This is a genomic window from Pseudomonas sp. 21615526 (assembly GCF_013386245.1).
GTDB lineage: Bacteria > Pseudomonadota > Gammaproteobacteria > Pseudomonadales > Pseudomonadaceae > Aquipseudomonas.
In genome coordinates, this window is the sequence record NZ_JACAOM010000149.1 from 1 (window position 1) to 11,391 (window position 11,391).

Annotated in this window: 10 protein-coding genes; 4 read left to right on the top strand and 6 right to left on the bottom strand. The window is 60.4% G+C overall.

The genetic code is table 11. The features are described from left to right. Nucleotides 1-218: 218 nt before the first annotated feature. Nucleotides 219-1,181: a zinc-binding dehydrogenase gene (locus tag HX786_RS29045; RefSeq protein ID WP_087694978.1), complete on the bottom strand. Its 963-nt coding sequence runs from the start codon at nt 1,179-1,181 to the stop codon at nt 219-221. Nucleotides 1,182-1,319: 138 nt separating this feature from the next. Between HX786_RS29045 and HX786_RS29050 the strand changes: the two genes are divergently transcribed. Continuing rightward, nucleotides 1,320-3,401: a carboxy terminal-processing peptidase gene (locus HX786_RS29050; protein ID WP_023659269.1), complete on the top strand. Its 2,082-nt coding sequence runs from the start codon at nt 1,320-1,322 to the stop codon at nt 3,399-3,401. A gap of 112 nt (nt 3,402-3,513) precedes the next feature. After that, a complete protein-coding gene (locus HX786_RS29055) occupies nt 3,514-5,292 on the top strand; it encodes a bifunctional diguanylate cyclase/phosphodiesterase (RefSeq protein WP_178912949.1) in 1,779 nt (592 codons plus the stop codon). A 1-nt stretch (nt 5,293) separates the two neighbouring features. Here HX786_RS29055 and HX786_RS29060 read toward each other — a convergent pair whose 3' ends face one another. The 5 genes from HX786_RS29060 to HX786_RS29080 form a co-directional block, all read right to left on the bottom strand. Next, complete coding sequence (locus HX786_RS29060) at nt 5,294-5,680, bottom strand: sel1 repeat family protein (RefSeq protein WP_003211114.1); 387 nt, start codon at nt 5,678-5,680, stop codon at nt 5,294-5,296. After that, complete coding sequence (locus HX786_RS29065) at nt 5,680-6,051, bottom strand: hypothetical protein (protein ID WP_003211116.1); 372 nt, start codon at nt 6,049-6,051, stop codon at nt 5,680-5,682. The genes HX786_RS29060 and HX786_RS29065 overlap by 1 nt, the downstream gene beginning before the upstream one ends. Then, nucleotides 6,048-6,386, bottom strand: a complete 339-nt coding sequence (locus HX786_RS29070) for a helix-turn-helix transcriptional regulator (protein WP_003211117.1) — start codon at nt 6,384-6,386, stop codon at nt 6,048-6,050. The genes HX786_RS29065 and HX786_RS29070 overlap by 4 nt, the downstream gene beginning before the upstream one ends. A gap of 97 nt (nt 6,387-6,483) precedes the next feature. After that, nucleotides 6,484-6,939 carry a YkvA family protein gene (locus HX786_RS29075; RefSeq protein ID WP_003211120.1) on the bottom strand — a complete coding sequence of 152 codons (456 nt, stop codon included), beginning with the start codon at nt 6,937-6,939 and terminating at the stop codon, nt 6,484-6,486. 444 nt (nt 6,940-7,383) lie between these two features. Beyond that, nucleotides 7,384-8,124, bottom strand: a complete 741-nt coding sequence (locus HX786_RS29080) for an FKBP-type peptidyl-prolyl cis-trans isomerase (RefSeq protein ID WP_003211122.1) — start codon at nt 8,122-8,124, stop codon at nt 7,384-7,386. Between the two features lie 246 nt (nt 8,125-8,370). Here HX786_RS29080 and HX786_RS29085 point away from each other — a divergent pair, with 246 nt between their 5' ends. Continuing rightward, entirely contained in the window at nt 8,371-10,182 is a 1,812-nt protein-coding gene (locus HX786_RS29085; protein WP_178912950.1) for a di-heme-cytochrome C peroxidase, read from the top strand. A 31-nt stretch (nt 10,183-10,213) separates the two neighbouring features. Continuing rightward, a complete protein-coding gene (locus HX786_RS29090; RefSeq protein WP_003211127.1) occupies nt 10,214-11,344 on the top strand; it encodes a catalase family protein in 1,131 nt (376 codons plus the stop codon). The last annotated feature ends 47 nt before the right edge of the window (nt 11,345-11,391 follow it).

Consider the following 11,391-nt stretch of genomic DNA (forward strand, 5'->3'; position numbering starts at 1 on the left):
GCCAAGGATGGCCCATGACGGCGGCCCACGGTCCAAAGCCGGAGTGAGGGCACACCGAGCCTAGGCGAGGAGCCGAGTGGTGGGGCAAGAGCGTTTTGCTTACTTTTGCGCTCTTCAAAAGTGAGCCGCTGTAAGAGCGGAACCAATAGTCGCCGTTACGAAAATAACGGATATACACCCAGCCCAACTCCCCCCCAACACAAATGTCGCATCTGAAATCAGGTCAGACTCTCGTCAATCACCAACACCAGCTTCCCGGAAATCCGATTAGTCGCCAGCTCCGCAAACGCAGCCTCGGCATCCTTGATCGGAAACGTCCTGGCCAGTTGCGGACTCAAGCGCCCCTCGGCAAACAACGGCCAAACATGCTGGCTCAAGTCACTGAACAAGTCAGCCTTGAACTGATCATCCCGACTGCGCAACGTCGACCCCAACACCTGCACACGCTTGGCCAACACCTGCGCCAGATCGATCTGCGCCTCACGCCCGCCCATCAACCCAATCAACACCCAGCGCCCATCACGCGCCACCAGCTTGAGATTCAGCGCCGCGTAATTCCCCCCCACCGGGTCAAGAATCACATCGAACGGTCCAAAATCCCTCAAGCCCTCGATGCCGTCAGTACGTACCACACCCCCCTGAGCCCCCAGCGCTTCACAGTACGCAAGGCGATCCGCCGACCCCACGCTGACCCAGCACGGGCTGCCAAACGCCTTGCACAACTGAATCGCCGCCGAGCCCACCCCACTGGCGCCGGCATGCAACAACACCTTCTCACCGGGCTTGAGGCCCGCCAACTGGAACAGATTCAGCCACGCGGTGCTGTACACCTCGGGCAACCCGGCCGCTTCCACCAGGGACACACCCTCCGGCACCGGCAGCACATGCCGCGCATCCACCACCACTTCTTCAGCCATCCCGCCGCCAGCCAGCAAGGCGCAAACCCGATCCCCCACTTGCCACGACGAACCGGCGCCGACTTCGCTGATCACCCCGGAACACTCCAGGCCCAGCACCTGGCTGGCACCGGGAGGTGGCGGATAAAGCCCCGAACGCTGTAATAAATCGGCGCGATTCAGGCCCGCAGCCGCCACGCGAATGCGTACTTGGCCTACATCGCATGTAGGACTTGGCTCTTCTTGCCACTCCACATGACCTTCAACGCCTTGCAATGCTTTCACAGTGCCTCCATAGTGAGTCTGGACTGAGCCCGTTGCTGTAGCGTCGGGCTTTTTGCATTATGCGACCGGCCCATATGGAACCGGCGACTTCAAAGACGGCCTAATATGCGTTATCAATTGCCCCCGCGTCGAATCAGCATGAAGCATTTGTTCCCCAGCACCGCCCTCGCTCTTTTTATCGGTATCGGCCTTTTGCCGCTGTCGAGCAATACGTTCGCAGCCAACAGCTGGGACAACCTTCAGCCTGATCGCGATGAGGTGATTGCCAGCCTTAACGTCGTCGAGTTGCTCAAGCGCCACCATTACAGCAAGCCGCCGTTGGACGACGCTCGTTCGGTGATCATTTACGACAGCTACCTCAAGCTGTTGGATCCCTCGCGCAGCTATTTCCTGGCCAGCGACATCACCGAGTTCGACAAGTGGAAGACGCAGTTCGACGACTTCCTCAAGAGCGGTGACCTGCAGCCCGGCTTCACCATCTACAAGCGCTACCTGGACCGCGTCAAAGCGCGTCTGGACTTCGCCATTGGTGAGCTGGACAAAGGTGTCGACAAGTTCGACTTCACCAAGAAAGAGACCTTGCTGGTTGACCGCAAGGACGCTCCTTGGCTGACCACCGAAGCCGAGCTGGACGACCTGTGGCGCAAGCGCGTCAAGGATGAAGTCCTGCGCTTGAAGATCGCCGGCAAAGAGCCGAAGGCCATCCAGGAACTGTTGACCAAGCGCTACAAGAATCAGCTGGCACGTCTGGATCAGACCCGTGCCGAAGATATCTTCCAGGCCTACATCAACACCTTCGCAATGTCCTACGACCCGCACACCAATTATCTGTCGCCAGATAACGCGGAAAATTTCGATATCAACATGAGTCTGTCGCTGGAAGGCATCGGTGCCGTCCTGCAAAGCGATAACGACCAGGTGAAGATCGTGCGTCTGGTGCCGGCAGGTCCGGCCGACAAGACCAAGCAGGTTGCCCCGGCCGACAAGATCATCGGTGTGGCCCAGGCCGACAAAGAGATGGTTGACGTGGTCGGCTGGCGCCTGGATGAAGTGGTCAAGCTGATCCGCGGGCCGAAAGGCAGCGTGGTGCGCCTGGAAGTGATTCCGCACACCAACGCACCGAACGACCAGACCAGCAAAATCGTGTCCATCACCCGTGAAGCGGTGAAACTCGAAGACCAGGCTGTCCAGAAGCAAGTCCTCAACCTCAAGCAGGATGGCAAGGACTACAAGCTCGGCGTGGTGGTGATCCCGGCGTTCTACCTGGACTTCAAAGCGTTCCGCGCCGGTGATCCGGACTACAAGAGCACCACCCGCGACGTTAAGAAAATCCTCACAGAATTGCAGAAGGAAAAAGTCGACGGCGTGGTCATCGACCTGCGCAACAACGGCGGCGGTTCCCTGCAGGAAGCCACCGAGCTGACCAGTCTGTTTATCGACAAGGGTCCGACCGTGCTGGTGCGTAACGCTGACGGCCGTGTCGACGTGCTGGAAGACGAGAACCCGGGTGCCTTCTACAAAGGGCCGATGGCGTTGCTGGTCAACCGCCTCTCGGCATCCGCCTCGGAGATTTTTGCCGGCGCGATGCAGGACTACCACCGTGCGCTGATCATCGGCGGCCAGACCTTCGGCAAAGGCACCGTGCAGACCATCCAGCCGCTGAACCATGGCGAGCTGAAACTGACCCTGGCCAAGTTCTACCGGGTTTCCGGGCAGAGCACCCAGCATCAGGGCGTTCTGCCGGACGTCGATTTCCCGTCGATCATCGACACCAAGGAAATCGGCGAGAGCGCCCTGCCCGAGGCGATGCCGTGGGACACTATCCGTCCTGCGATCAAGCCTGCGGTAGACCCGTTCAAACCGTACATCGCAGAGTTGAAAGCTGATCACGAAGCCCGCTCCGCCAAGGATGCCGAGTTCATCTTCATCCGCGACAAACTGGCCCTGGCCAAGAAGTTGATGGAAGAGAAAACCGTCAGCCTGAACGAAGCCGACCGTCGTGCGCAGCACACCGACATCGAGAATCAGCAACTGGTGCTGGAGAACGCCCGCCGCAAGGCGAAAGGCGAAGCCCCGCTCAAGGAACTGAAGAAAGAAGACGAAGACGCGATCGCCGCCGAGCCTGATAAAACCAAGCCGGAAGATGATGCCTACCTGAGCGAGACCGGGCGCATCCTGCTGGACTACTTGAAAATCAGCAAGACGGTGGCCAAGCAGTAAATGATGGCGATTTAATGTGAACGCTCCTCGGAGTGTCATCAAATAGACATCATTCTGTCGTGAAATGAAGGACCTGCCAAAGCAGGTCCTTTTTTTTCGACCCGAGAAAATCATGACCATGACCGAACAGCTGAATGCATTGGGCTCAATCCTGGCTCAAGGCAGTTTGCACAGCCTGTTCCAACCCATCATTTCCCTGTCTGAACGACGCGTCATCGGTTATGAAGCCCTCAGTCGCGGCCCGTCCAACAGCCCGTTGCACTCTCCTGTCGCACTGTTCTCCGTGGCCCGTCACGCCGGGCGTCTCAGTGAGCTGGAGATGGTCTGCCGGGAAAGTGCCTGCCGGCGGTTCAGCGAGCAGAAACTGCCGGGCAAGCTGTTTCTCAACGTCTCACCCGAATCCCTGCTGGAGACCGCCCACCAGCCCGGCCGTACCCTGCAACTGCTCAGCGACTTCGGCATCCCGCCCAGCCAGGTGGTGATCGAACTGACCGAGCAAACCCCGACCGACGATTTTCAACTGCTGCAAACCGCGCTGCACCACTACCGCGCCATGGGCTTTTCGATTGCCCTGGATGACCTGGGTGCCGGCTATTCCAGCCTGCGGCTGTGGTCGGAGCTGCGCCCGGACTACGTGAAGATCGATCGACACTTTATCGACGGCATCCACCAGGACGCCCTCAAGCGCGAGTTTGTCGGCTCCATCCTGCAAATCGCCAAGGCCTCCCGGGCCCAGGTCATCGCCGAAGGCATCGAGTTGCCGGAAGAGTTGGCGGTGCTCACGGAAATGGGCGTTGACCTGGTGCAGGGCTACCTGCTCTGCCGCCCCCAGGAACACCCGCCGCAGGAAGCGCGGTTGATGCTGCCCAAGCCCGACAACGCCAACGTCGCGCTGAACGACGAAGGCAGCGACCTCAGCGCCCTGCTCAACGAACAACCGGCCGTGGGCCAGCACACTGCCACGGCGCAGGTTTTGGAAGCCTTCCGGCGCCAGGCCAACCTCAATTCCCTGGCGGTGCTGGATGAGCGTGGCCACCCGATTGGCATCGTGCACCGGCACTCGCTGTCAGATGCGCTACTCAAGCCGTTCGCCACCGATCTGTTCGCCCGCAAGCCCATCAGCCGCTTGATGAGTGATGACTTTCTCGCGGTGGAACTGAGCCAGTCCTTGCAGCAGGTCAGCCGCCTGCTTACCAGTCGCGCACGCCAGCGGATCGAGGAAGATTTCATCATCACCATCAACGGCGATTATCTGGGGTTGGGCCGGGTGATCGATGTGCTCAAGCTGATTACCGAGCTGAAAATCCAGCAGGCACGCTATGCCAACCCGCTGACCTTGCTGCCGGGCAACGTCCCCATCCAGCAGTGCCTGACGCGGCTGTTGCAGCAACAACGCGAGTCTGTGATCTGCTACGTCGATATCGACAGTTTCAAGCCATTCAACGATATCTACGGCTATGGCCGGGGCGATGAAGTGCTGCTGTGCCTGGCGCAATGCCTGAACGACCGGGTAGACCCCAGCCGCGACTTCGTCGGGCATATCGGCGGTGATGACTTTTTGCTGGTGCTGGGGCCGCAGGATTGGCGCAAGCGGCTGAACCAGTTGCTGGACGACTTCCACACCCAGTGCCGGCGCTTCTATCGCAGCGAGCATCTGGACGCGGGCTGTTTCGTTGCACTGAACCGCCAGGGCGTGCGCCAGGAGTTTGCGCTGCTGTCGCTGTCCATCGGCGTGGTGCATTTGTATCCACAGGCCTGTGGACAACTCGATGCCAGCCAGTTGGCGGAACTGGCCTCGCAAGCCAAGCACCACGCGAAGAACGTGGCGGGCTACAGCATTCATGTGATTGACAGCCTGGAGTTGGGCCAGGCAGAACCGCAGCCGCTCTAGATCAGAGTTGCTCCAGGCGCATCTGCGCCAACGGGTGCCCGGCTCGGGCGGCGATTTTCCACCAGCGTGCCGCTTCCAGCGGATCAGGCGCCTTGCCAAGGCTGCCCGCAAGGCTCAACACCCCAATCTGGTAGGCCGCCTTGCCGTCGCCGGCCAGGGCCGCCAGCCGCAACAGTCGCACGCCTTCTTCACGGGCGCCGAGGCCCTTGCCACGAAACGTCAGGATATGTCCGTAGAAACTCTGTGCTCCTACGTCGCCCAGATTGGCCATGCGCGCGAACTGGCCTTCAAGCCACTGCCAGCCACGCGGCTGTCGCACGAACCAGGACCAATGAAACAACTTGCGCGCCAGCCAGTAACTGGCATACGCCTTGAGCTTCCAGAACACTACGCCTCCGCTGACTCTGGATAATCGTACTCAAATACTCGCACCACTTCGGATGCGTGCCACGACGCCGCGGCCACGCCATCGGACGGCCCGCAGAAGCGCCCGAGACGCTCCACACATTCAAAGAAACCGGTACGTGGCAGGCGACTGGCGCCCTGGCTGATCACCAGGGAACTGCGCAGTGGTTGGTCGGCCTTGGCATCCAGCGCCGCCAGGTGCTCCAGCGCAGCCGTCAGGGTCTGCATGGCCGGCGTGGGAAATTGCAGGCGCTCCAGCAAGGCGCGGTAGGTCAAGAGGTGGCGCTGTCGGCGCGCCTGGTCCAGCTCGTTGAGTAACCCATCCCAATGTTGACGGCTGATGCGTACGCTCACGTTTCGTCCCTCCAACCTGCAACGCCAAGTTCCCAGGCCAGGCTGCGGCGGATGGCAGCGTCCGGCTGGCGTTCACCGCTTTCGATCAGGCCCAGGTAAGACGGGCTGATGCCCACTGTGCGCGCCAGAACCTCGATGGCCAGGCCCTTGGCCTCGCGCAGGCTTCGCAGCTGCTCCAGGGGGCGCAGATCCGGTTCGGCAGTGGCTTGGCTAATGGTCGAAGCGGGAGGCGTTGGCTGTTGCTGACCGGCGGCTTTTAACAGCGCCTGATACTGAGCCCATGGCAGAACCGCATATTCGGGCTCGCCATCCTTTGTAATTATCTGAATATCCATGACTGCCCCGTAGGATCACAACACTTACTTCGTAAGTACTTTCCTTAGGAGTGTAATCCTAACAGCCACAAAGAGCGCAGGGGGATATTCCCAAGGTTCAGTTTTTTTTCAGGTGTTCTTGCGTAAGCAGCTGAGGCGTCGCAGGAAGGCGCTCAACCACCGCAAGTTTCTCGGGGAGCTGACGCTCGCGCCAGGCGCGAAAGGCGCTCAGTTCGCCGTCGAGGGTCTTCATGACCCACGCCAGCACAGCAATGTCGTCGAGCATGCCGAACACCGGGATAAAGTCCGGGATCGCGTCAATCGGGCTCAGGAAGTACATCAACCCTGCCACTACCGAAATCAGCGCCTTGGGGCTGATGGCCCGGTACTCGCCGCGCCAGTAGGCCAGGCACAAGGCCTGGAGCAGCTTGAGGTCGTCCTTGAGCTTGCCCAGCCGGTTGCCCTGGCTCGAGCCTTTGGCGGCGACCGCGAACAGCAACGTCGGCAAGCGCCCACGGCCAAGCAGGCGAGCAGCCATGGGCAGGAAGCGGGTGAAATTAAACGGGGCTTTCATCGTCACTCCAGTTCCAGGCGACAGAAAAGGTTATCCACACAAATTGTGGATAACCTTGTGAACAGAGCCTATTTTCCAGGCTGAAAGCCACGTAATACAAGGCCTACAGTCAGATCGGGCGTTTTTTGCGCACATAAAAAAAACCCAAGAATTCATTGACTTGGAGATAATCTGCGTCTACCCGTACTCGGGTCTTTTATCAGACTGCTCTAGCCCGCATGGGTTCGGTTGAATTTGCCCTGGATTCAGCTGATCGTTCCCACGCTCTGCGTGGGGATGCCGCCTGTGGCGCTCCGCGCTCGCTGTTAGCGCTAGGCTTGAGCAATGCGCAATGGTGACGCAGAGCGTCACCGGATGCATTCCCACGCAGAGCGTGGGAACGATCGCACAGGCCAGAAACAACAACGCCCCGTCGAGACGGGGCGTTGTGTGTTCAGGCGCTGATTACTTCTTGGCAGCAGGAGCCGCCGGTGCGTCAGGAGCGTCTGCCTTGGACGGGTCCTTGATGGCCAGCAGTTCCAGGTCGAATACCAGCACGGAGTTGGCTGGAATCGCCGGGCTCGGGCTCTGGGCACCGTAGGCCAGGTCGGACGGGATGTACAACTCGACCTTCTCGCCAACGTGCATCAGTTGCAGGCCTTCGACCCAACCCGGAATCACGCCGCTGACCGGCAGGTCAATCGGGCTGCCGCGATCCACGGAGCTGTCAAAGGTGGTGCCGTTGGTGAGCTTGCCGGTGTAGTGAACAGTCACTACGTCGGTAGGCTTGGGTTGAGCACCGTCCGCTTTCTTCACGATCTTGTATTGCAGACCGGAAGCAGTGGTGACAACGCCGTCTTTCTTGGCGTTTTCTTCGAGGAATTTCTTGCCGGCGGTTGCCGACTCTTCGCTCATCTTGGCCATACGCTCTTCAGCACGTTTTTGCAGTGCGGCGAAGGCTTCGACCAGCTCGTCGTCTTTCAGCTTCTGTTCTTTCTTGCCGACGGCATCTTCGATGCCTTGGGCTACCGCTTTGGAGTCCAGGTCATCCATACCTTCTTGAGCAAGGCTTTTGCCCATGTTCAGGCCGATACCGTAGGAAGCTTTTTGCGCCGGGGTTTTCAGCTCTACGCTGGTTTGCGAATCACAACCCGCAAGTACCAGGCTAACCAGGGCCACCGCCGCCGCCAACCGATGCTGTTTCATGCTATTTCCTTGTTCGTGTGCCAAAAGGGCATTCGAGTAAAGTCGCGAGCTTATCAGGCGGCCACGACCAATGGCTACCGGCATGTGAGCAGGAAACTTCTGATAAGTTCACGTGTTTAAAAGCATTTTCATTCAATCCAGGGCCCTGCAACGGACGGCAGCAGCGCTGGAACGAGACTCATGGCCACTTGCCGCACTGCTGGCCTGATGGCATAAGAACGCTACAACTCGACAAGGATAGTTATCTTGCGCATTTTTTCCCGTGTTTTGCTGATGATTTTCATACTGCTGGGCCTGGTCCTGGCGGTGGTGCTCTATTACGTGGTCAACCCGAAGCTGCCGGTCTACGTGCCGGTGGAACAGGTGCACTATCAGGATCAATGGAGCGCCGCAGATCGCCAGACCTACTATTTCACCCCCCAGGGCACCCAGGTCAAGGGCCTGCGTTATGCCTGGTTTACCGCACTGGAGCTGCCGTTCTCCGAACAGCGTTTCGCCACGCCCGAGTACCTGGCGCGCTTCGGTTTCCTGGTAGATCCCAGGCAAGTGCCCACCGCGCAGAACCCCGGCAACCTGCCGGTGGGTTTCGCCCGGCATAAAAATGCCGGCAGCAATGATGAGTTCCTCGACATCACCTGCGCCGCCTGCCACACCGGCCAGTTGAACTTCAAAGGCCAGGGCCTGCGGATCGACGGTGGCCCGGCGCAACATGTGCTGCCGTCCAGCGTGCCGACCCTGCGCGGCGGCAGCTTCGGCCAGGCACTGGTCGCCAGCCTGGCCTCGACCTACTACAACCCGTGGAAATTCGAGCGCTTTGCCCGCACCGTGCTGGGCCATGACTACAACGACCAGACCGCAGCGCAACTGCGCCAGGACTTCAAGAAGTCCCTGAACAACTTCCTCAAAGTCGCCTGGAACGACACCCACCGTGGCCTCTACCCCACCGAAGAAGGCCCGGGCCGCACCGACGCCTTTGGCCGTATCGCCAACGCCAGCTTCGGCGACGCCATTTCCCCCGACAACTACCGCATCGCCAACGCCCCGGTGGACTACCCGCAACTGTGGGACATCTGGACCTTCGACTGGGTGCAATGGAATGGCTCGGCCCAACAACCCATGGCCCGCAATATCGGCGAAGCCCTGGGCGTCGGCGCCACCCTGGACTTCTTCGACAGCGCCGGCCAGCCGCTCCAGGGCGATGCACGCTACGCCTCCAGCGTGCGGGTTCGCGACCTGAATACCATCGAAGAAACCCTGCAACGGCTCAAGCCCCCCACCTGGCCCGAAGACCTGTTCGGCGCCATCGACAAACCGCTGGCCGCCCAGGGTCGCGCACTGTTCGCGGAAAACTGCGCCGGCTGCCACGTGCCAGCGGTGTCCCAGGTCGATGGCCGCCCGGTGCGACAATTGAAAATGCTCCCGGTGGAGGTGATCGGCACCGACCCCGCTACTGCCAACAATATCGCTGACCACCGCTTCGACCTCAGCGCCCTGCAATGGGACCCGGCGGAGTTGGCGAAAATGAACGTCGAACTGCACCCCACGCCCACCGAGCCGCTGGACCTGCGCAGCCTCTCTTCAGCCAAAGGCCTGGCCTACATCACCGCCTTTGTCGAAGACCACGCCTACCGTGCCGCCGGTGTGACACCTGCCGAACGCCCGCGCCTGGACGGCTTCGGCCTGCCGATCGGCGTACGCGAATTGCGTGCCTACAAGGCACGGCCCCTGGCCGGGGTGTGGGCGACACCGCCGTTCCTGCACAACGGCTCGGTGCCGACGATCTACCAATTGCTCTCGCCTCAGGACGAGCGCAGCCCGACCTTCTATAAAGGCACCTTCGAATACGACCCGCGCCACCTGGGCTATCAAACCGCCGCGTTCCCCAACGCGTTCCTGTTCGATACGCGCATCACCGGCAACCACAACAGCGGCCACGAATTCCGTGCCGGGCAGCGTGGCAACGGGGTGATTGGCCGAGGCTTGCTGCCCCAGGAACGCTGGGCGCTGGTGGAATATTTGAAAGTGCTGGGCGGCCCGCTGGAACAGCAACTGCCCTGACCCAACCGACTTCGCAGAAAAGGATTTTTAAATGCTCGCTCGACTTTGGCTGCGCCTCGGCGCGTTTCTCGGCAAGACCCTGTTGTGGCTGGTGGGCCTGGGCCTGCTGGGCTGGTTGCTGTCCACCCTGTGGTTTGCCTGGCAGCACAGCGGCCCGGTATCGCCGGATGAACAGATCCCGCCGGGTGAAGCGGCCATGACCCAGGGCATCATCCAGACCGCCGTGCGCATTGTCGACCAGCACCGCGAAGGCACGCGTTACCTGCGGGATGCGCATGCCAAGGCCCATGGCTGCGTGAAGGCCGAGGTCAGCGTACTGGCGGACCTCGACCCGGCCCTGCGCCAGGGCGTGTTCGCCGAGCCGGGCAAGACCTGGCAGGCGATGATGCGACTGTCCAACGGCAATGCGTATCCGCAGTTCGACAGCATCCGGGATGCCCGGGGGATGGCGATCAAGTTGCTGGACGTGCCAGGCAAACAGCTGCTGGCGGATCAGCAGGCGCGGGGTGAGCAGGACTTTGTGATGTTCAGCCATCCGAACTTTTTCGTCAGTGATGTGGCGGAGTATGCGCAGAACATTTCGGCTCAGGCCGATGGCAAGAAAGTCATGGCGTTTTTCCCCGGGGTGGATCCGCGCAGTTGGCAGGTGCGGCATTTGTTTATCGCGCTGGCGACGTTGGCGCCGCCGCCGGTGAGTCCTACGCAGACGACGTATTTCTCGGTGTCGCCGTATAAGTTCGGGGCGGCGAATGCGAAGTTTCGGGTGGCGCCGGATCCCCAGGGGTGTCCTGCGTATGTGCTGCCCAAACAGAATCAGGACCTGCCGAACTTTTTGCGCAGTGCGTTGAATCAGCAACTGTCGACGGACCGGGTGGCGGCGTGTTTTGTGTTGCAGATTCAGCGGCAGAATCCGCAGAAGTTCATGCCGATCGAGGACACCAGCATTGAATGGAAAGAGAGTGATGCGCCGTTTGAGACGGTGGCCAAGGTGGTGATTCCGGCGCAGGATTTTGATACGCCGGCGTTGAATCTGGCTTGTGATAATCAGTCGTTTAATCCGTGGTTTGGGGTGGAGGCGCATCGGCCGATTGGGGGGATTAACCGGTTGCGTAAGGCGGTGTATGAGGCGGTCAGTGATTATCGGCATAGCCGGAATTTGTAGCTCCGCGGTATTGGGTGCATATCCGTTGCTGCGGTTATGGCCGCTAT